18 protein-coding genes are annotated in these 20,558 nt (G+C 63.3%); 10 read left to right on the top strand and 8 right to left on the bottom strand.

From position 1 onward, the window contains the following. The first annotated feature begins 695 nt into the window (after positions 1 to 695). Entirely contained in the window at positions 696 to 1,307 is a 612-nt protein-coding gene (locus tag VNW74_RS04745; protein ID WP_325675450.1) for a DJ-1/PfpI family protein, read from the top strand. A 363-nt stretch (positions 1,308 to 1,670) separates the two neighbouring features. Here the strand turns inward: VNW74_RS04745 and VNW74_RS04740 are convergent, their stop codons facing one another. Then, the gene (locus VNW74_RS04740) at positions 1,671 to 1,895 is read right to left on the bottom strand and encodes a deoxyribodipyrimidine photolyase (RefSeq protein WP_325675449.1); all 225 of its coding nucleotides are present in this window, start codon (positions 1,893 to 1,895) and stop codon (positions 1,671 to 1,673) included. A gap of 138 nt (positions 1,896 to 2,033) precedes the next feature. Here VNW74_RS04740 and VNW74_RS04735 point away from each other — a divergent pair, with 138 nt between their 5' ends. Next, the gene (locus VNW74_RS04735) at positions 2,034 to 2,681 is read left to right on the top strand and encodes an FKBP-type peptidyl-prolyl cis-trans isomerase (RefSeq protein ID WP_325675448.1); all 648 of its coding nucleotides are present in this window, start codon (positions 2,034 to 2,036) and stop codon (positions 2,679 to 2,681) included. Positions 2,682 to 2,827: 146 nt separating this feature from the next. Here VNW74_RS04735 and VNW74_RS04730 read toward each other — a convergent pair whose 3' ends face one another. Then, on the bottom strand, positions 2,828 to 3,118 hold the full coding sequence (locus tag VNW74_RS04730; RefSeq protein ID WP_325675447.1) for a hypothetical protein: 291 nt from the start codon (positions 3,116 to 3,118) through the stop codon (positions 2,828 to 2,830). A 223-nt stretch (positions 3,119 to 3,341) separates the two neighbouring features. Here VNW74_RS04730 and VNW74_RS04725 point away from each other — a divergent pair, with 223 nt between their 5' ends. Next, positions 3,342 to 4,163 (top strand): class I SAM-dependent methyltransferase, encoded by an 822-nt coding sequence (locus VNW74_RS04725; RefSeq protein ID WP_325675452.1) that lies wholly within the window; start codon positions 3,342 to 3,344, stop codon positions 4,161 to 4,163. Positions 4,164 to 4,328: 165 nt separating this feature from the next. Then, positions 4,329 to 5,615 carry an MFS transporter gene (locus tag VNW74_RS04720; RefSeq protein WP_325675446.1) on the top strand — a complete coding sequence of 429 codons (1,287 nt, stop codon included), beginning with the start codon at positions 4,329 to 4,331 and terminating at the stop codon, positions 5,613 to 5,615. Positions 5,616 to 5,719: 104 nt separating this feature from the next. Here VNW74_RS04720 and VNW74_RS04715 read toward each other — a convergent pair whose 3' ends face one another. Continuing rightward, positions 5,720 to 6,952, bottom strand: a complete 1,233-nt coding sequence (locus tag VNW74_RS04715; protein WP_325675445.1) for an osmoprotectant NAGGN system M42 family peptidase — start codon at positions 6,950 to 6,952, stop codon at positions 5,720 to 5,722. A gap of 299 nt (positions 6,953 to 7,251) precedes the next feature. On the opposite strand from VNW74_RS04715, the gene VNW74_RS04710 reads away from it, so the two are divergent. Continuing rightward, positions 7,252 to 7,590 (top strand): EthD domain-containing protein, encoded by a 339-nt coding sequence (locus VNW74_RS04710; protein WP_325675444.1) that lies wholly within the window; start codon positions 7,252 to 7,254, stop codon positions 7,588 to 7,590. Positions 7,591 to 7,623: 33 nt separating this feature from the next. Here the strand turns inward: VNW74_RS04710 and VNW74_RS04705 are convergent, their stop codons facing one another. Beyond that, a complete protein-coding gene (locus VNW74_RS04705) occupies positions 7,624 to 9,123 on the bottom strand; it encodes an FAD-dependent monooxygenase (protein ID WP_325675443.1) in 1,500 nt (499 codons plus the stop codon). Positions 9,124 to 9,222: 99 nt separating this feature from the next. On the opposite strand from VNW74_RS04705, the gene VNW74_RS04700 reads away from it, so the two are divergent. The 5 genes from VNW74_RS04700 to VNW74_RS04680 all read left to right on the top strand — a co-directional run bounded on the left by VNW74_RS04700 (position 9,223) and on the right by VNW74_RS04680 (position 15,967). Continuing rightward, positions 9,223 to 9,975 carry a hypothetical protein gene (locus tag VNW74_RS04700; RefSeq protein WP_325675442.1) on the top strand — a complete coding sequence of 251 codons (753 nt, stop codon included), beginning with the start codon at positions 9,223 to 9,225 and terminating at the stop codon, positions 9,973 to 9,975. 93 nt (positions 9,976 to 10,068) lie between these two features. Beyond that, positions 10,069 to 10,485: a Fur family transcriptional regulator gene (locus VNW74_RS04695; protein WP_325675451.1), complete on the top strand. Its 417-nt coding sequence runs from the start codon at positions 10,069 to 10,071 to the stop codon at positions 10,483 to 10,485. Positions 10,486 to 10,521: 36 nt separating this feature from the next. After that, the gene (gene katG, locus VNW74_RS04690) at positions 10,522 to 12,729 is read left to right on the top strand and encodes a catalase/peroxidase HPI (protein WP_325675441.1); all 2,208 of its coding nucleotides are present in this window, start codon (positions 10,522 to 10,524) and stop codon (positions 12,727 to 12,729) included. 325 nt (positions 12,730 to 13,054) lie between these two features. Beyond that, positions 13,055 to 14,164 carry a sulfate ABC transporter substrate-binding protein gene (locus VNW74_RS04685; protein ID WP_325675440.1) on the top strand — a complete coding sequence of 370 codons (1,110 nt, stop codon included), beginning with the start codon at positions 13,055 to 13,057 and terminating at the stop codon, positions 14,162 to 14,164. A gap of 3 nt (positions 14,165 to 14,167) precedes the next feature. Further along, positions 14,168 to 15,967 (top strand): SulP family inorganic anion transporter, encoded by a 1,800-nt coding sequence (locus tag VNW74_RS04680; RefSeq protein ID WP_325675439.1) that lies wholly within the window; start codon positions 14,168 to 14,170, stop codon positions 15,965 to 15,967. Between the two features lie 17 nt (positions 15,968 to 15,984). On the opposite strand, the gene VNW74_RS04675 is transcribed toward VNW74_RS04680, so the two are convergent. From VNW74_RS04675 to VNW74_RS04660, 4 genes are all read right to left on the bottom strand, one after another. Beyond that, positions 15,985 to 16,305, bottom strand: a complete 321-nt coding sequence (locus VNW74_RS04675; RefSeq protein ID WP_325675438.1) for a DUF732 domain-containing protein — start codon at positions 16,303 to 16,305, stop codon at positions 15,985 to 15,987. 48 nt (positions 16,306 to 16,353) lie between these two features. Beyond that, positions 16,354 to 17,754, bottom strand: a complete 1,401-nt coding sequence (locus tag VNW74_RS04670; RefSeq protein WP_325675437.1) for a PPE family protein — start codon at positions 17,752 to 17,754, stop codon at positions 16,354 to 16,356. 46 nt (positions 17,755 to 17,800) lie between these two features. Continuing rightward, on the bottom strand, positions 17,801 to 19,108 hold the full coding sequence (locus VNW74_RS04665; RefSeq protein WP_325675436.1) for a PPE family protein: 1,308 nt from the start codon (positions 19,106 to 19,108) through the stop codon (positions 17,801 to 17,803). A gap of 156 nt (positions 19,109 to 19,264) precedes the next feature. Beyond that, entirely contained in the window at positions 19,265 to 20,500 is a 1,236-nt protein-coding gene (locus tag VNW74_RS04660) for a sodium-dependent bicarbonate transport family permease (protein ID WP_325675435.1), read from the bottom strand. Positions 20,501 to 20,558: the final 58 nt, after the last annotated feature.

Below are 20,558 nucleotides of genomic sequence, written 5' to 3'. Positions count from 1 at the left end.
CGCACGAGCGGCCCGTGCTCGTCGAGCCAGTAGCGGTGGAACTCGTCTTCCGGCACGTCCTCGCGACGGCGGATGCAGTACACGAGCTTGATCATCCCGGCGACTCTACGCCGGTGGGTCGGTGTGGTCGGTACTCCGGTCGTCGCGGCAGTCAACCCTGGTTACCCCGGCTCACTCAGCCCGAGCCGACGTCAGGACGCGCGAGTCTCCATCGCTACTCCCCCGGCGGGGAATACGACGGAAACGAATACGGCGGGTCACCGGTAATGTACTCGATATTTGGAATACTGCCGTAGTGCAATGTAATTGACTTAGGTACCCCACGCGCGCATGTGCGCTGCTAACTCTAATGCGTTTCACCGCAATCGATTGCGATGCCGTTAATTGTGACTGCCTTCGATTGCGGTGTTTCATCAGATGAATCAACTTGGGTGACACCGTCGGGACTCTCCGAAGGCGTAGTGCTGCTCCCCCGCCGGGGGATTCGTCCGTTGGCCCCGGGTCATTGCACCCGGCATTGACAAACCGCCGGCGGACATCCATCTGTCGCGCAGACTGCGAAAGCTTATATCGGTGGAACCGGTGGCGCGACGTTCAGCATCGCAAAGCTTCTTCTATCGCGTCGGTTTCGACAATGAGACCGATAGGCGATCTGCGGCCGGCCACAGCCGTAGATTGAGCTGTATGGGAGATGAGTGGCTTTGACAGGCGCGGACGTCGCTAAGCACGTCGGAATCGTTCTGTTCTCGGAGGTGGAAGAACTCGACGCGATCGGCCCATGGCAAGTGTTATCGACCTGGACACGCTTTTTCCCTGAAGACGGCTACGGGGTCGTGTGCTTATCGCGGTCGGGCGGACTCGTGCAGTGCGCCAACGGATTAGTGGTGCAAGCCCAGCACTCTTTTGACAATGCGCCGCCGCTCGACGTACTGATCTACCCGGGCGGCCAGGGCACCCGATCCCAGCTCCACGACGAAGGTCAGTTGAACTGGGTCCGTCGCCAACGTACAACCGTGCCACTGATGACAAGCGTGTGTACCGGCTCACTGGTCTATGCCGCCGCCGGACTTCTCGCGAATCGTCCGGCCACTACGCACTGGGCTTCGCTGGACAGGTTGGCCGAGCTGGACCCGACCATTGATGTGCGGCGCGAGGAACGGTTCGTCGATGACGGTGACACGATCACCGCATCAGGGGTGTCCGCGGGCATTGATATGGCCTTGCACCTGATAGTGCGGCTCGCTGGCCCGGACCGGGCGCGTGAGGTGCGACATTTCATCCAGTACGACCCTGCCCCTCCCGTCTAGGCAGAGTCAGCGACCACACGCTACAACGCTCGCTAATCGACTTGTGGCGATTGGCGGCAGGTTTAGGTGATCGTGGAACGCCGCCACCGCCACGCTATTGACGGGTGTCGCAGCAGGGTAGATAGGACCGCGAGTGGGTCAAAGTAGGTGACGCGTTCGATGCCTTTGCCGTCGCACAACCGGAGCCGGTTGGCGTTGGGCCATTCGAGCTTGTCGCGTCCGAGACTGGCGTGCAGCCGGAATTCGATGAAGACGATGTCTTTGTCGCCGCATCAGTGGTCGACGTCGGCCCGCAGGCCTGGAAGGCAGTCCATCACGACTCCGACCCAAAGGAAATTACGTTAGGCAATGGGCCTTAACGCTCTACTTTTTGCTTGGGATGACGATAATCACGATCAACGTGAGAATCGAGAAGAACAGACCAAGTATTCCCCATCCCAGCGGATTGCGCCCCTTCGTCATGGCAATGAGACCGCAGACGATTGCGGCGATCACGCTACCGACCGCGACGAAAATTCCCTTGATCCCGCGGAGAATGAACCCCGCCGCAACTGGATCCGAAGCCGCCAAAACCACAGCATGCAACATGTCAAGTCCTTTCTCTGCGACAACCGACTCAGGAATACCCTGGCGAGGCGACAATGAATCAGGAGTGGATTACACCGGTCCTCGTAAGTCCTGGGGCTACTGGCAAGGATTGCGTGATGCGGCTGTAGCGTGACGACGGTGAACTCCTTGCGTATGAATGCTTCCGTCGCGCTGGTGGCCTGTGCCGCATCGGCCGTCATGTCGCTCGCCGCGTGCAGCTCCCATAAGACCAGCCCGTCGGCAAGCACATCCGCCGCATCGGTGAGCGTGCCCGCCGGCACTGAAGGGGTCACGCCTGCGCCGGCCGAGACGGCGAGCGCAGACAGCACCTGCCCCACGGCGGCACCCGGCAGTGGCGGGACACCCGAGTGGACGCTGACTGGGGCAACTGGCAGCGTCGCGGTGACAGGTTCAACAGATACGTCGGCACCGCGCGTCGACGTGACATCACCGTTCAGCGTGACCCAGACCGAGGTGCACACGCTGCACGGCGGAGACGGGCCGGTTGTCGCACCCACGGCCACAGTTTCTGTCTGCTACATGGGCGTCAACGGGCGTGACGGCCACGTGTTCGACAGCGCCTACGAACGCGGCAGCCCGGCTCAATTCCCGCTGGACGGAGTCGTGCCGGGCTTTCAGAAGGCGATCGCCGGACAAAAGGTCGGCTCCACCGTCGGGGTCGCAATGACCTCTGCGGATGGCTACCCCGACGGTCAGCCCAGCGCTGGGATTCAGAAAGGCGACACGCTGGTCTTCGCTATCAAAATCCTCAGCGCCTCAAGCTGACTTCCCTGGCGCGGCACCGCCGCTTCCGTGCTGTAGCCACCGATAGGGATCGGTCAGACGCCGCCGAGCAGAGTATCGGTCAAACCTAGATCCCCAAACGACAGTCGCCTTGCCGATCTGTTCGGCAAGGCGACTGTGGCTGGTACTCAGATGCAGATGCCCAAAGGACACGGTGGAGGCAGCGGCGGGCCACCCCAGCCAGCAAATCCGGGCCCACCCCAGCCGGGGCCGCGCCAGCCGGGTCCGCCCCAGCCGCGTCCACCCCAGCCCGGGCCGTGCCAGCCGGGTCCACCCCAGCCGGTCAGCTCTGCTTGGTGGACCACACCCGGAGCAGGCTGTGGCGTCGGAGCGGCGTTGGCGGCACCCGCCAATCCGATAGCCGAGAAGCCAAGCGCGCCAGCGATTGCACCCATACCGACAAATCTCTTCAGGGTCATGACGATCCCCTCTTCCGTATGACTGTCGACCGGAAACTCGTACTTTGTACAACGAGAACGTTAGCTAGCCTAGCTATGAACCAGCCGTATTGAGCCTCTGCATCGTTTATGCGGGTTGTCGCCAAGCTTCCTGGGTCCAGCTTCAGCTTTGACCCGGTGCTGCGTTGTCCGCTGGTGGCTTTTCTGCTCGAGGCATTAATCCCGCTGTGTGACCATCTATTTCATGGACGACTACCGCGCGCTCAATCGCGCTAACTGGGATGACCGCGCGGCACTGCACGCGACGTCCGCTGAGTACGCGTTGGACCAGTTCCGCACGGATCCGGAATTCGTGAGCGATGTCGTCCGCTTCGACATGCCGCGTCTTGGCGACACTGACGGCGCCCGTGCTGTTCATCTGCAATGCCATATCGGTACCGACACCATCTCGCTTGCCCGCCTCGGGGCGGTGATGACTGGCCTCGACTTTTCCACTGCCTCAATCGCTCAGGCACGCCAACTAGCGCAGGAGGCCAACGCCGCGGTCGACTTCGTCGAAGCCGATGTTTACGACGCGGCTTCTGTGCTCGGTACGGAGCGGTTCGATCTCGTCTTCACCGGCATGGGTGCGCTGTGTTGGCTTCCAGATATTCGACGGTGGGCCGCAACCGTTGCGGCTCTGCTGGCGCCCGGCGGAAAACTCTTCCTGGGCGAGGGACATCCCGTCCTCTGGTCGATCGATGAAACACAGACCGATCGCCTTGTTGTCGGCTTCCCTTACTTTGAAACCGAGCAGCCGATGATTTTCGACCAGGACACCACCTATTTCAAAACGGAGGGGCGCATCGCTCACACCGTGGTACACGAGTGGAACCACGGCCTGGGTGAGATCGTCTCCGCGGTTCTCGAGGCGGGTCTGACCCTGACAGGTCTCACCGAGCATGACAGCGTGGCGTACGAAGCGCTGCCGGGCCGCATGATCCGCGGGCACGACGGCAGATGGCGACTCAGCGAGAATCGCGAGCGCCTCCCCCTCAGCTACACGCTGCAAGCGCGCAAACCCTGACATATGTCAGAGGTCACGAACCGCCCAAGGAAACGCCGCGAGTCCTCATACGTCACTGTGACGCTTCTCCCCTGCGCCGCACTCGCAGCGTCGCGGCAAGGCGTGTTGCGATCAGGATGATCTTGATCCTTCTGCAGACACCACGACGCTGCATACCGTGCACGGATGACATCGAGCGTCGGCAGTATCCCGGTCCGGGTATCCAAAGCCGTACCTGCAACTTTCAAGCAGGCGCTCTTCGTCGCCGTGACCGCCGGACTCGGCTACGGCTTCGACTCGTACGCGGTGAATATCTATGGCCTGGTGCTGCCGGACATCAAGAAAAGCTTGCACATCACCGACGCCCAAGCCGGATACATCGGTTCAATCTTCCTGCTCGGCTACACCATCGGCACGATCGGCTTCGGACTCGCCGCCGACAGGTGGGGGCGTAAAGCGACGCTCGGGGCCTCAATCCTGCTTTACGGCACGACGACCGCATTGGCCGGACTCACGACAAACATCGCCGCTTTCACGGGATTGCGGTTCCTCACCGGTGTGGGTGGCGCTGGCGAACTCGCGGTCGGGGCGCCATACACCGCCGAGGTTTGGCCGGCGAAGACCCGCGCAATTGGTGTCGGCGGCGTGATCTTCTCGCTCTTCTCGTTGGGCTATGTTCTCGCCGCAGGCGTCGCGCTGGCACTGGTGCCCCGCTTTGGCTGGCAGTCCGCGTTCATCGTCGCAATTGTTCCCGCGGTTGTGTTGTTTCTGGTCCGACGAGGCATCACCGAGTCGCATCGCTACGTCAACGCACAAGCCACGGTTGTGAGCGGGGCTGCCAAGCCACAGCTTTGGCATCTGCCCGGCGTGCGGCGACGTCTCGTCGCGGGCTGGCTCATCTACACCGCCAACGCCGTTGGTTACTGGGGTATGACGCTTTTTTTGACCGTTTACATCGTGAAGAGGTTCCACGCCTCCCCGATCGAGGCGATCCGCTACGCCCTCGTCTTCTTCCTCCTGCAAGCCGTCTTTGCCTACCTTGGCACTGCGCTCGCCGACTGGATAGGCCGACGGCCGTCAGCGATCCTCGCCGCGCTCATCGAGATCGCCTCAACGGTCCTGGCGGCCACCTCCGACTCGCTGGCCGAATATCAGGTCTTCGGCGCAATCGCCATCGCGACCCTTGGCTGGCTATGGGGGGTCGGCGACACCTACATTTCCGAGCTTTTCCCAACGGTCCTGCGCGGCACCGGCTTCGGAATAGCAGTCGGCGGCGGCCGCGTCGTCTCCATCGCTGCGCCGACCGTGATTGGCTGGGGTATAACGCAGTACGGGCCGCAGACGCCCTACCTGGCGCTTGCCGGCCTGTGGGCCCTGACGTTAATCGGCTACCTGCTCGGCCCGGAGACGAAGGGCAAAGAACTCGACGACCTCGCCGACGAGGCCCTCACCGAAGATCTGGTCACAAACTAGAGATCGCAAGACCTCACAACGCTCCTGGCAGCGCCGACCACGGGAAGTACGGCGGGACCGCCTGCTCTTGCGGTGGCGGTGATACCGCTCCCCCGATGGGTGTCCTAGGCCTGGGGTCCTTCGGCCGGCGGCCAGTGCGAACCCGGAGACGCATCGCCGGGTTCAGCGTGTTCGCCACGAGCCAGCGGCACCCACTGCTCGGTCGGCGCAGGCTGCTTCGACGAAGGAAAGTCGCGTAGCTTGCCCGACGGCTTGGCGTCCCACTTGGCGAACGTCAGCGGCGTCTGCAGCCAAGCATGCAGCAGGTTGTACGTCGCCTCCAGCGAATCCATGTGGGTGCGCTCCCAGCCATGGCTGCCGTCGAGCCCGAAGCCGACGAGCGCGGCCCGGGTGCCTGCACCCGCCTCGATCGCCGCGGCGGCATCGGATCGGTAGTAACGAAACACGTCCCGCGCGAACGGAATACCTTGCTCATCGGCGAGCCCGCAGAGCTTGCGGGTCAGGTGGTAGTCGAACGGGCCGTGCAGGTCGGCCATCGGGATCGTGACACCGTCTTCGAGGGAGTCCTGGCCGGGCGCGCAGACCGCGTTGTCCACCGACACCAGCTCGGCGACGTTGGCAGGCAGCCCGTCGCTGGCACCGTGGCCGACCTCCTCGGTGATGGTGACCATGATCGTCGTGCGGTGCGGCAGCACGACCTTGTTCTCGGAGAAATTTTTAGCCAGGGTCAGTGCGACCGCGACGCCGGCCTTCCCGTCGAGGTGGCGGGAAACGATGAAGCCGTCGGCGGTGAGTTCGGGACTGGTGATCAACGCGACGAAGTCACCGACCTTCAGGCCGAGACGGACCAGATCCTCACGCGACGAGACCTTGCGGTCGACACGGACCTCGACGTGCTCCCAATCCGTAGGTTGGGTGTCGATCTCGTCGCCATAGGCGTGCCCGCTGGCCTTGAGCGGCAGCACCGTTCCGGTGATGAACTCGTCGGGGTCGTCGGAGAAGATCCGTACGCGCGCGCCCGTGGCGAACCGAGCCGAGAAGGTGCCGATCGGAATCAGCTCGAGACGGCCATTGTCCTTTAGCTTGCGCACCATGCAGCCGATGGTGTCCGCATGCACTACCAGTGCGCGATCGGTGCCCGCCGACTTACCTGTGAGCTCGGCGGTCAGCGCCCCACGGCGGGTCAACGAGAACGGCACTCCGAAGTCATCGAAGATGTTGCCGATCACCTGCATCACCATGTCCGTGCGCCCGGACGGGCTTGGGGTCTGCAGCAACGCGAGCAGCGTGTCGATCATCCACGCGCGGTCGGCCTCGGCCATGGCAGCTTGGCCCACGGTGCCTCCCTTCGGGGTCGTCCGGAATCGCGTTCAACCTACAGGCGCAGCCTGGCTGCCGGGTCACGGCGTCGCTCTAACTCCGAAAATACTGGTCGGCGGTCCTCGACCGGGCCTGGGTGCTGAGGCGTCCAACTCAGTAGATCATGGGTGCAACTGGCCCGAGCTGCTTTTATCGATCGGGTCGAAGGGCGCACGATCGACGCGAAGTACACAATGATGGGTGGGTCCGGCGGGTCCGGTGAGGCCACAATCGTGAAGCTGGCGCCAAACCCGACGATTCATCCAGGAGTGGCTCGATGATCAAAGTCTTCGGATACGTGAAGCGCAAGCCCGGCCTGTCGCCGCAGGAGTTCGCCGACTACTACGAGCACAACCACATACCTCTCGTGCTCAGCAAGGCCTTCATGCCGATGGTCTACAAGCGCAACTACATCCAGCGCGGGGATGCCTTCAACATCGAAGGTACTGAGATCAGCTTCGACTGCATGACCGAACTCGTCTTCGCCGACCGGGACGACCTGTCCAGTTGGATGGCCAGTCTAGGCGTCGACGAGATCGCCCGAGACGAAGAGAACTTCGTCGATCGAGCCGCGACGCGAGCCTACGTGGTGGACGAGCGCTCCAGCGCGGGCTGAGCTCGCGCCTCAACGCAGTATCGCTGCTTGGCGCTAGGCCGCGGTTGGCGGCCCGAACCACGTGGTGAGCGCGTCCGCGAGCCCGAGGTGAGCTTGATCCCCGACCCAGGCAACATATCCGTCGGGCCGGATCAACACTGCCGCCGGAGCGGTGATCGCGCCAAGAACCGGAAGATCCCATTCGCCAACATATTTCGCGTTGATCAAGTCGACCCGATTGGCCCACGGTGCGATGTCGAAGCTGCCGGGCTCACTGAGGTTGAGCAGCACCGGCCGGGCTTCGTGCAGCAGCGTGAACAGCCGCAGCGGGCCGTTTGCGGTGGCTAGGTCGAGATCGGGTACGCGACGACCGAGCAACGGGTGTCCCGCACCGAGGTCGTAGTGGATGTCTAGGCCGGACATCATCGCGGCGAATCGCTTGCGAGGCTCGTCCATGCTGAGAAGTTCAGACATGGTCTCGCGCAACGCTTTGGTGCGCTCGTCGTCCGGGCGGCGAAGAAGCGCAATCTGCGCCAGCGTATTGCGCAGCACGCGCGCGGCGATCGGGTGGCGTTCGGCATGGTAGCTATCGAGGAGGCTGTCGGGCGATGTCCGGTTGACCACCTGGGCCAGCTTCCATCCCAGATTCATCGCATCCTGCACACCGGTGTTGAGGCCTTGGCCGCCGATCGGATGATGCACATGGGCGGCATCGCCGGCCAGCAGGACGCGTCTGTCGCGATAGGTCGCCGCCTGGCGCGCCATATCAGTGGACCTGGAAATCCAAGTGGGGCTGTGGATTCCGTAATTCGTCCCGTATACGGTGATGAGCGCTTCGCTCAGATCACGCAAGGTGGCTTCGCTGTCGGGTCCGAGCTGTTTCTCGGTCACCATGACCCGCATCGGTCCACCGTTCTCGAGCCTGCTGAGCGAATGGACGCCGAGCGCGTCGTGCCGGATGCCCCATTCCGGCAACTGGCCAGGCTCGAACGCCACTTCGACTTCGGCGATGAGGTAGCTCATAGTCGGATCCCAACCCGGAAACGCGATGCCGGCGGCCTTACGGACCGCACTGCGCCCTCCGTCGCACCCGACGAGATACTCCGCCCGGACCAACTGGCCGCCTGCCAATTCGACGTCGATGCCGGTGGGGTCTTGAGCGAAATCCCCCACCTCGCATCCGCGGTAGATGGGCACCGCCAGCTCGCCGACCCAGTCGGACAGTATCCGCTCGATGTGGTTCTGCCACAGCGCCAGGCCGTAGGGATGTCGGGTGGGAAAGTCGCTGATGTCCAGCCGAATTTGGGAAAACCCCGCGACTTGCGCCACTTCCCCCCGCGAGAGGAAGCGATCGGCGATTCCGCGCTGATCGAGTACCTCGATGGTTCGTGAATGCAGACCACCGGCGCGCGAGCCGATCAGGTCTTGGCTGGCGCGCCGCTCGACAATGGCAACATCGACTCCTGCCAGTGCCAGCTCGGCCGCCAACATCAACCCTGTCGGGCCTCCCCCGGCAACTATCACCGCATGCTCGGACATCGGTTCGAAACCCATCTCGCAACCCCCCGTTTTACTGAGTCCTGGCTTCGGCCAGCGATTTTGCAGCATGACCCGGGTCTTGCCGCAAGCCCCCGGGTGCGCTATACATTGAGAGTGGGACGGAGTGATTTCTCTCCGTTCCTTTTTCTTTCGTCCGCGACCTACGGAGGCGTCGTGATCGCCTTCATGTGCGCCATGCCGATGGAGCTCCGCCCGCTGCGACGCCAGCTCCGGCTTCGGAAGTCCGAGTTGGGTTACGCCGGCCGGATCGGCGACCGTCCGGTGACTGCGGTGATCACCGGGATCGGCACAGCCTTGGCGCATGCAGCGACCGTCCGCTTGCTCGACGCGGTCGACGTCGAGCGGGTGATCGTCGTTGGCATCGCGGGCGCCATCGAGAACCAGACGCCCATCGGGGCGCTGGTGCTCCCCGAGCTGGTCGTCAGCGGCGCGGACGGCTCCGAGCACCGGCCCACGCCGCTTGAGGTCGGGTTGGGAAGCATGGCCCACGGGAAGTTGTGGACCACCGACGACGCGCTCCTCGATCCGGCGGTACACGCCGACCTGCGGGCGCTTGGCGTGGTCGCGCTTGACATGGAAACCGCTGCCGTCGCGAAGGTTTGTGACGAGCACGACGTCCCCTGGTCGGTGGTGCGGGCAATCAGCGACCGGGCCGGTGACGGCAGCGTGGACGCCGAGATTGTCGGTCTCAGTCACCCGGACGGCAGGCCGAACGTCTCGGCCGTGGCCCGCTACCTGGTCAGGCACCCCGACGCGCTCCCCCGTCTGGTCCACCTGGCCAAAGGGGCCAAGCTCGCGTCCGCACGGGCGGCCGAAACTGCGATCAACGCGCTGATTAATTCTTGACCGATTCCAGATAAGGTCTTGACTCATTCCAAAGATCAGCGGCATATTGATGTCGTGTCGTCAACGTCGGCGGATTACGCGGCGCAGCTGCGTATGGCCGATTTACGGGTGACCCGGCCCAGGGTCGCCGTGCTGGAGGCGGTGCATTCCCATCCGCATGCTGATACCGAGACGATCTTGTCGGCGGTACGCGGCGGCCTGCCCGATGTCTCGCGCCAAGCCGTGTACGACGTGCTCAACGCGCTGACGGCGGTAGGTCTGCTGCGGCGGATCCAGCCACTGGGAATGGTTGCCCGTTACGAGTCTCGGGTCGGCGACAACCACCATCACGTCGTTTGCCGATCCTGCGGGGTTATCGCCGACGTCGACTGCGCGGTCGGTGACGCGCCGTGCTTGATTCCTTCCGACGACGACAACGCGCTGGACGGCTTCGTTCTTCACGAGGCCGAAGTCATCTACTGGGGGCTATGCCCCGACTGTTCAACCACAGATTCCCGATCACAACCGTGATCACAGCCCGATTCAACTACTCCTGAAAGGAATGCTGTGTCATCAGATACAACCCATCAAGGCAGTGAAAGCGAAAACCCGGTGATCGACACGCCGGAGCCCAAGGCGCATGGTCCCCTGAGGAACCAGGACTGGTGGCCAGAGCAGGTCGACGTCTCGAGGCTGCACGCGCAGTCGTCCAAGGCCAACCCGCTCGGCCCGAACTTCGACTATGCCGAGGAGTTCGCCAAGCTCGACGTCGAGGCGCTGAAGGCTGACGTGATCTCGATGCTGACCACGTCGCAGGATTGGTGGCCCGCCGACTACGGTCACTACGGCGGCCTGTTCATCCGGCTGAGCTGGCATGCCGCGGGCACCTACCGCATTCACGACGGTCGCGGCGGCGGCGGGCAGGGTGCTCAGCGCTTCGCGCCACTGAACAGCTGGCCTGACAATGCCAACCTGGACAAGGGCCGTCGGCTGCTGTGGCCGATCAAGCAGAAGTACGGCAACAAAATCTCCTGGGCAGACCTGCTGGTCTTCGTGGGCAACGTCGCTTTGGAGTCGATGGGATTCCAGACCTTCGGTTTCGCGTTCGGTCGCGAAGACATCTGGGAGCCCGAAGAGATTCTCTTCGGCGAAGAGGGCGAATGGCTGGGCACCAACAAGCGCTACTCCGGCAAACGCGATCTCGCTGAACCGTACGGCGCGACCACCATGGGTCTGATCTACGTCAATCCGGAAGGCCCCGAAGGCAAGCCGGATCCCGTCGCCGCGGCAGTAGACATCCGTGAGACGTTCGGCCGGATGGCGATGAACGACGAGGAGACCGCCGCACTCATCGTCGGTGGCCACAGCTTCGGCAAGACGCATGGCGCCGGTGACGGCGACCTGGTCGGCCCCGAGCCGGAGGCCGCCCCGATCGAACAACAGCTGCTGGGCTGGAAGAGCTCCTATGCAAGCGGCAAGGGCAAGGACGCCATCACCAGCGGCCTGGAGGTGGTCTGGACCGCGACCCCGACCAAGTGGGGCAACGGATTCCTGCAGAACCTCTATGGCTACGAGTGGGAGTTGACCAAGAGCCCTGCCGGAGCCTGGCAGTTCACCACGAAGGACGGCGCGGGCGCGGGCACGATCCCCGATCCGTTTGGCGGGCCGGGCCGCGCGCCCACAATGCTGGTAACCGACATCTCGATGCGCGAAGACCCGATCTACCGCGAGATCACCCGGCGCTGGCTGGACCATCCTGAGGAGCTGGCCCCGGCGTTTGCCAAGGCGTGGTACAAGCTGTTGCACCGCGACATGGGACCCATCTCGCGCTACCTCGGGCCATGGATCGCCGAGCCGCAGCTGTGGCAGGACCCGGTTCCCGCTGTGGACCACAAGCTGGTCGACGACAAAGACGTTGCGGCCCTGAAGAAAAAGGTGCTCGAGTCCGGCCTGCCCATTCCCCAGCTGGTCAAGACCGCTTGGTCGGCGGCCGCGAGCTACCGCAACACCGACAAGCGCGGTGGCGCGAATGGGGCGCGGCTTCGCCTTGAGCCACAGCAGAACTGGGAGGTCAACGAGCCCTCCGAGTTGGCCAAGGTGCTGCCGGTGCTGGAGCAGATCCAGCACGACTTCAACGGCTCGACCTCTGGCGGGAAGAAGATCTCGCTAGCCGACCTGATCGTGCTGGCCGGCTCCGCGGCGGTGGAGAAGGCAGCCAAGGACGCCGGCTATGAGATCTCGGTGCATTTCTCGCCGGGGCGGACCGACGCCTCGCAGGAGAACACCGACGTCGAGTCCTTCGCGGTGCTCGAACCGCGGGCCGACGGGTTCCGCAACTACGTCCGTCCCGGCGAGAAGGCGCCGTTGGAACAGCTACTGGTGGAACGGGCGTACTTACTGGGTGTCACCGCCCCGGAGTTGACGGTGCTCATCGGGGGTCTGCGTGCCCTCGGCGCCAACCACGGCGGCAGCAAGCACGGGGTGTTCACCGACAAGCCGGGCGTGTTGACCACAGACTTCTTCGTCAACCTGCTCGACATGAGTACGCAGTGGAAGGCTTCCGAGACTGCGGAGAACGTCTACGAGGGTCGCGATCGGGCCTCCGGTGCTCACAAGTGGACTGCGACAGCGAATGATCTTGTGTTCGGATCGAACTCGGTGCTGCGTTCACTGGCCGAGGTCTACGCACAGGACGACGCCCACGGGAGGTTCGTGGAGGACTTCGTCGCCGCGTGGGTGAAGGTCATGAACAACGACCGGTTCGACCTAAAGTAGCACCCGGATCAGATCGTCTGAACGGCGCCCCGCGAGCCACTGGCCCGCGGGGCGCCGCGTATCTGGCGAGATCGCTTCCGTCTGATCCACTGCTGTGCAACATCTTTCGCTAGTAATTGGCGAACTCGCTATTCAGCAAACACTTTCCGCTGGACCGCCGGCCTGCTGTTATTTCCGCCGGCTGATTTGCCTTGTGATCAGGATGATTCGCAACGCTGTGTTAAGGCCACCGGGTAGCTAACATTCCTCCACCAGCCTGCAGATCCTTTTGGTTCGATCGGCGGTCGGTAACTTCTACCATTTAGTTTCTTGCTTGGAGGCGGCAGTGACACAGGCCACGCAGCCCTCGGCGCACCGCCGCAAACTTCGATTCAACGTTCCTTGGATCAATGTCGTCGGGATCGTCGCCATCGTCATAGCGGCAATCCTGGTCTCAGGCAAGCACCTACACGGCGATACGTCACAGAATCAGATTCTCAATGTTTCCTACGACCCAACGCGCGAGCTCTTCGCAATTCTCGACAAAAGTTTCGTCGAGCAGTACCGCCAACGCACCGGTGTCGCGCTCGAGGTCAAGCAATCGCATGGCGGTTCCGGCCGGCAAGTCAGAGAGGTCATCGACGGCAAGCAGCGGGCGAACGTGGTGTCGCTGGCGTTGGTCAGCGACGTGGACGCCCTGCGCAAACGCGGACTGATCGCGTCCGACTGGCAGAGACGCCTGCCCAACAATTCCATTCCCTACACGTCGACCATCGTCTTTGTCGTGCACAAGGGCAATCCGAAAGCGATCCACGACTGGCCCGATTTGGTCAAGGATGGTGTTGGCATCGTCTCCCCAAATCCGCGCACCTCGGGCAACGGCCAGTTGAGCATTCTCGCGGCCTGGGGCTCGGTCACCACGCGCGGCGGCAGCGACGCGCAAGCTCTCGACTTTGTCACGGCGTTGCATGGCCATGTAGCGATCGCCGATCCCGGCGCCCGCAGCGCCGCCATAAGCTTTGCCGTACAGCAAATCGGCGACGTCCATTTGACTTGGGAGAACGAGGCCTTGCGGGAGGTCGCTGAGAACAAGGATCAACTCGAGATCGTCTACCCGCCGATCAGCATCCGCGCCGAACCGGCCGTCGCCTGGGTGGATGCGAATCTCAAAGACAAACGAGTCGCGTCGTACGCCAAGGCATATCTGGAATACCTCTACACCGACGCCGCACAAGAGACCATCGCCCAGCTCGGATACCGCCCGCTGAAACCGGAGATCCTGGCCAGACATGCCGACCGTTTACCCGAGATCAAGCTCTTCCCGATCTCCGCAATCGCCAACGACTGGACCGACGCGCGAGAAAAGTTCTTCGGCGACAACGGCATCTATGACACGGTCTCATCATCTGCGCAGGCCTCCGGCGGTGGTCGCGCATCCGCGGCGAAAGACAAATAAGGCATGAGTATCTCGGAGAAGTTGAGCAATGTGAATTACGACTCGACGAAGGCGCGCCGCGACCTCATCGCCGGGCTCACCGTGGCGGCTGTTTCGCTGCCGCAGGGCATTACCTACGCGCTGGTCGCCGGCGTCGACCCCAAGTTTGGCGTGTACTCGGCGATCGTCGTGACGTTCGTTGCCTCTGTTTTCGGATCGTCTTCGCATCTGATCAACGGGCCGACGAGCGCGATATCGCTTCTCGTGTTCAGTTCGTTGGCTTTTCTGGATCCCGAGAATCGAACCGTACTGTTCGAATCCTTGTTCCTACTTGGTGTTCTGGTCGGCACCTTCCAGATCCTCATCGCGGTGTTCAAGCTCGGTGATCTGACCCGATACATCTCCGAATCGATCATCAGCGGGTTCATACTCGCCGCGGCAGTGCTGATCGCATTGGGGCAGTTGGGTAATGCGCTTGGCGTCAAGGACAGGGGCAACGGAAGGATGTCGGTGCTGAAACGCACCTATCTCACTTTGTTGCACGGCGACGCGATCAACTACCGCGCGGTGTTACTCAGCGTCGCGACTGTGGTGCTGGCCGTCGCCTTACGATGGCTGGTGCGGCGCTACCGGTTGCCGCAACTCGACTTGTTGGCGGTCCTGGTCATCGCGGCGGTGATCGCCTACGCGGCGGGATGGTCGAACGAAGATCTCAGTGGCAATACGGCGGTGGCGCTCACCGCGAAAATCCCGAAGAGTCTGCCTTTCCCGCACATTCCCGACGTGCAACTCGGCACGTTGGGCCAGCTTTCACAGGGCGCGCTGGCCATCGCCTTCATCGGCCTTCTCGAGGCGCTGTCGATTGCAAAGGCAATCGCCTACCAGAGCGGGCAAAAGATCGACTACAACCGGCAAATCCTCGCCGAGGGGTTGGCCAACCTCACCGGTGGCTTCTTCCAGGCGGTACCGGGTTCGGGGTCGGTGTCGCGCTCGCCGATAGCCTTCCAGGCTGGTGCGGCTACCCGCTTCTCAGGGGTCATCAGTGCGGTGGCCGTCGCGGTGGTGGTGCTGCTCTTCGCGCCGCTGCTGCACTATATGCCTAAGGCCGCGTTGGCCGGTCTCCTGCTCATTACCGCCGCCCGGCTCATCGACTACAAACGCCTGCGCTACACGATAAGGGCGTCGCGTTACGACGCCGGCTTGGTGATCATCACCGCACTGACGGGGGTGCTGCTCGACCTGGACACAGCCGTGTTGCTCGGTGTCGGCTTGTCGATCCTGCTGTTCGTGCCGCGAGCGGCGAAGCTGAAGGCCAGGGAGTTGGTCGTAGCGCCCGAGCGGGTGGTGCGCGAGCGGGTGGCCGGTGACCCGGCGGATCCCTCGATCGTCATATACGACTTCGAAGGCGAGCTATTCTTCGGCGCTGCACCGGAACTCGAGCGCTACCTGGCCGAGTTGCAGAACCGAGTAGAACAGGAAGGCATCGAGTTTGTCGTATTGCGACTGAAGCGCGTGCGCCACCCCGATGCCGTCGTCACCGAGCGCATCGAGCGTTTCCTACGGGAGGAAACCGCGCGCGGTGTGACCGTCCTACTCGCCGGCGTTCAGCCTGATATGTGGACTCTGCTCAAGAACGTCGGCGTCGACAGATGGTTCTCGTCGAAGCAGGTCTTCCCCGAAGAGGACGAGGAGTTCTCGGCGACGCTCAAGGCCGTCCGCTACGCCCGCGGCCAACTTGAGGACCCCGATTTGCCGGTGCCGCCGGTTACGGTGGCCGCAGTGTCCGGCAACGGGGACGGGCAGCGCTACTACTACCTCGTTTGAGCCTGACTTTGGCCCGGTCAGCTCTTCGAAAGCTGTTGAGGGCAATAGTATTTCGCTGCGATCATGGCGAAGTCGGATGCCTCCTCCATGGTGAACCCGGCATTGCGGACCTTCACCTCGTGGACCAGCTCCAGGGCCGATTCGCCGTTATTCAGGCACCCGCAAACCGATTTGCCGGCTGTAATGGCTTGAGCTGGAGTGGGATAGTGGATGCCGACTTTTTGCAGGGCAGACAGGAAGCCGGCGTCGTCACCGGTGGTGTCGTCGGGATCGGCGTACGCGGGCGCAGCGAGGCCGATCGCAGTGCAAACGCTCAGTACCGCAAGTAGCGTTCTCATGACTCATCCCTCTTTCTTTGATATCCGGAGCAGGTTGTCCTAGGTCAACTACATATCCGACGGCACGACTTTGGCCCTGCCGCTTTTGGCCTTGCCGCCTTTGAGGTGCACCGCGTGGACGCCGGGTTTCTTCGCCAGTTGTTCGAGCAGACTCTCGAGACCGTCTTGGTCGACCGTGTGATGCTGCACGCTCTCGGGCTTCTCCGATATTTGTGCGACCAGACGCTTCAGTTGCTCTGGCGACTGCTTGTTTTTGAGGTCCTTGAGCGGGGTGAGCCGGCTGCGAACGCCACCGTTCGCCACGACGGTGGGAGCCCCGGCGCCGATCGCGGCGCCGAGCATCCCCGCCGCGGGCATAGAACTGAACATGCTTCCTTCGGCGATCGCGGCCGCCGGCACGGCTTCGGGCCCGGCCGCCGACAACGCGGCGGCGACCGTCCTGATCGTCGGTGTGGCGGTGGCCCAGCTCGGCGGGACGGACAACTTATCGACCAACGTGCCGGCGTTTCCCATATTGGCCGACACCGAGCTGGTCAGCCAGCCCCGTCCCCACCAGGGGCCGGTAAGTCCGCCTCCCAGACCTTCTTTCGGAATGACGCCAAACGCGGGAGCGGGTGAGAACTTGAGGAACTGCGACACCGGAAAGTTGGTGAGCAGCCCGATGTCGTTGAACCCGGTGGTGAAGCTAAGTGGAGTCTTGATCGCGTTGAAAAGCGCCGTGTACGTTGATGCCCCAGTTGACCCAAACAGGCCGTTCAGCAGGCCGTTGAGGGTATCCGTGTAGTCGGTGGACAGGTTTGCCAGCCATTGCAGCAGCGGATTGGCCGTGGAGGTCGTTGTCGACGCGACCGTCTGGGCAGCTGTCCCGGCCGAGGTCGAAGTAGCCTGGGCAACCGCAGCGGCCTGGCCGGCGACCCCGGCTGAGTTCGTGGTCTGCGGTGCCGGGGTGAACGGCGTCAACTTGGAGGCGGCCGCCGATGAGGCGGCGTAGGTATCCATCGCCAGCCCGTCCTGCGCCCACATTTCCCCGTACTGGGCCTCAGTGGCCGCGATCGCTGAAGTGTTCTGCCCGACAACGTTGGTCGCGACCAGCATTGCCAGCTGGCTGCGGTTGGCTGCGATCTCTTCCGGCGGCACGTGAGCGGCGAACGCAGTCTCGAATGCGCTTGCCGCCGCGGTGGCCTGATTCGCGGTTTCGGCGGCCTGCGCGGCGGTGCCCTGCATCCAGGTCAGATACGGAGTGACCGCGGCCGTCATGCTCAGCGCCGTGGGGCCAAGCCAGGGCCCGCTGGTCAGGGACGAGATCACCGACGAATAGGACGCCGCTGTGGACTGTAAATCGTCGGCGAGCCCGGCCCAGGCCGCTGCGGCGGTCATTAGCGGCGCCGACCCCGGACCGCTGTAGATCCTTCCCGAGTTGATCTCCGGCGGAAACGCGGCGTAGAACATGGCTATACCCCTTGCCTTTTCGTGCACGACTGGGCGGTCATTGCGGTCAGTCCTCGAGCACCGGGATCACGATGATGGTGGCGGCAGCGGGGTCGGCCTCGGCGACGACACCGCCGAATGAGCCCACGCCAGCAGCACTGCTCCCCGAGTGGGTCGCACTAGCGGCGACGGCGCGTCCAGCCAGGCTCGACGCCGCCATCTGGCTGAAGATGCCGCCCTGGCTGGCCAGCGACGCTTCCGGAACGGCAGCCTCCGCCAGGTTCATCGGCAGCGCGGCGGCGAGGGTTCTGATCTCCGGGGCGGCTTGGGTCCAACCCTGTGGCACCGACATGCCGCTGACCAAGGCTGCGCGACCCATCGACCCCGATACCGGTCCCGTACCAAAGGCCGCACTGAGATGCGGCGTCCCCAGCTCACTGGCCAGCGGGGCCAACGCGCCGGTGATGGGCTTCGGACCGGCGAGAAAAGCAGCGGCGCTCTGTCCGTTTTGACCCCAGGCGTAGGCCTGACCGAACGACAGGAACGGGCCACCGGGTATGGAAGTCAACCCCTGGAGCGAGTAGGGCCCGGACGCGAAGGTCGAGAAGATGGTGTTCCAGTTTGTCAGGTCAGTCGAGAGCCCTGGTGGCAACGTCGCCGAGAACAATTGCGGCAAGGACAGTCCCGACAACAGGTTCGTCGATGTTGTCGGCGACTCCAGTAGGCCGTTCGCCAGGCTTTGCAGCGCGGTCGGCAGCGAGTCGATGAACTGGGTCAGCTCGGTGCCGATGTTCGACGCGGTCGAGGTACTCGCCTGGGTTGCCGCCGCCGCTTGCATCGGTTCGGCCGCGGCGTTGGTGGTCTGAGGCGGCTCGGTGAAAGGCGTCAGCTGCGTCGCGGCCGCCGAGGAACCGGCGTACCCATACATCGCGGCGGCGTCCTGAGCCCACATCTCCATGTAGTGGGCCTCGGTGGCCGCGATCGCCGGGGTGTTCTGCCCCAGAATGTTGGTTGCGATCAGCGTCATCAACAGGGTGCGGTTGGCCACGATCACCGGTGGGGGCACTGTCGCCGCGAACGCGGCCTCGTAGGACGCGACCGCGGCCCGGGCCTGGTTGGCGGTCTCCTCAGCCTGCGCCGCGGTGGCGGTCATCCAACTCACATATGGAGCCGCCGCGGCCGCCATCGACGTCGACGAGGGGCCCTGCCACGAGCTGCCGAGACCCGAGATGACCGACTGGTAAGACGAAGCGTTGGAACCCAGCTCGCTGGCAAGGTCGTCCCAGGCCGCCGCGGCGGCCAACAGCGGCCCCGGCCCCGCGCCGGCATACATTCGTCCGGAGTTGATCTCCGGCGGGAGTGCCGCGAAATCCATCCTGTTAACCTCCTGTGGCTTTGCTGGTCGCAATGCATTCATGGCTTCGTAACCGATGTGGGCATACGGAATCCATGAGATGAACGGGTACCAGCGCCTCGTTGCCTGGAACGTTGAAACTGTCAGTGGTTCAACAGAGTTCGAACGCCCCGCGCGTCAGGTGACCGGGAACCAGTGTCCGACCATGCGGGCGATCTCGATATAAAGGGGGATACCGATCGTGACGTTGTACGAGAACGTCAAACCCAACGATGCCGCCAGTGGCAGGGTCGGGCTCGCTTCGGGGATGGCCAGACGCTGAACCGCGGGCACAGCGATGTACGAGGCCGCGCCGCAGAGTACCGCGAACAAGACGTAAGTTCCCAGGCTGAACACCGTGTGGGTGAGATAGCCGTATGTGTAGGCGACGAAGATCCCAAGCGTTGCAAAGATATTCGGCGCCAACAGACCGAAGAAGATGAAACCGCTGCCGGCGGTCCTCAGGTCACGCAACTTACGGGAGGCCGTCATACCCATCTCGAGCAGGAACAGGCAGAGCGCACCCTGGAAGGCGTGAACGAAGAAAGCGTCGCCATCCTGCACGACCTTCGGTCCCTGCAACCCGCTGACAAAGCCGATGATGATGCCGCCAAACAGCAGGCATAACCCGGGGTTGAGGAAGACTTCTCGCAACAGCTGGCGCGAAAACATGCTCTGCCTCTGCCCGCCAGTACGGTTCCATGCGGGACGCTTCCCCTTTCGCAGCGCGAACTCAACCTCGTCCTCGATCTGTGGGTCGCGAGTGAAGTCTTCGAGTGGTTGTCCCGGCGCCGGCTGTGTCGCCGCACCGGGTCCGGCCATCGCTGGCGCGGTCACTGGGGCGGTGTACCCCGGCTCGTCGGGCATGTACCCGTCTGTGTCCATCCCTCTATGCCGCAGCCGCGCAACGAGATACAACGCCACCAGGCAGCCAGGGACCTCCATGACGGCCAGCATGACCGGCATGTATGCGTTGAACGCGATTCCCGCACTGGTAAGGACGGCCACGCAGGTTGCGAAGGTCCCGGCAGAGTCCGACCCGTAATATCCAGCGACTGTCGCCTGATCGACCCGTCTCAGCTTGGTTAGGCGACGCAGCAGGAAGTATGCGATGACACCGATCAGGAAGTTCAAAGCGAAGCCGGTGACCATGAATCCAACGAGGTGGCCGATGCTTGACGCCCCGATCTTGGCGAGCTCCTCGCCCCCGTGCCAGCCGATGGAAACCAGCAGGTACATCGTCAGGCCCTGGTAGACGGCGTAGGGGAACTCGAAGTCCACCTTCAGGATCGGGATCAGGAAGCCGAAGTAGAAGAAGAGCAGTAGCGGCTTGAAGAGGTTGTGCAGGAAATTCTCCAAGAACTCGTGGAGCATTGAATCTTTCCTATCTCTCTCGAAAACATCGACTGCGACGAATTATGTTGTGCTGTAG

Source organism: Mycobacterium sp., from assembly GCF_035570115.1.
GTDB lineage: Bacteria > Actinomycetota > Actinomycetes > Mycobacteriales > Mycobacteriaceae > Mycobacterium.
This window is presented reverse-complemented; position numbering and strand designations above follow the sequence as displayed.